Here is a 444-nt window from a genome sequence, read left to right on the forward strand (position 1 = left end):
GGGGACGGCGAGGTCGTCGCCGTCGACGACGTCGACATCGAGATGCGCGACGGCGAGTTCCTCGTCGTGGTCGGCCCCTCCGGCTGCGGTAAGTCGACAACCCTCCGGATGGTCGCGGGGCTGGAGACGGTGACCAGCGGCGAGATCCGACTCGCCGGGAGCGTCATCAACGACGTGAAACCCCAGCACCGCGACATCGCGATGGTGTTCCAGTCGTACGCGCTGTACCCGCACATGACGGTACAGGAGAACATGGCGTTCGGACTGGAGGAGTCGACGGACCTCTCCGACGACGAGATCGAGACGCGCGTCACCGACGCCGCGGGGACGATGGGGATCGGCGAGCTGCTGGACCGGAAACCGTCCGACCTCTCCGGCGGCCAGCAGCAGCGGGTCGCGCTCGGGCGGGCGATCGTCCGCGACCCCGAGGTGTTCCTCTTCGAC

The 444-nt window shown here is 68.5% G+C and carries 1 protein-coding gene; it reads left to right on the forward strand.

What is annotated here, in order from left to right; genetic code table 11:
- Positions 1-444 (forward strand): ABC transporter ATP-binding protein (locus tag EXE42_RS16935; protein ID WP_137707057.1); only part of this gene is annotated, 444 nt, incomplete at both ends.

Origin of the sequence: Halorubrum sp. SP3, assembly GCF_005435195.1 — an archaeon.
GTDB classification, from domain to species: Archaea; Halobacteriota; Halobacteria; order Halobacteriales; family Haloferacaceae; genus Halorubrum; species Halorubrum sodomense.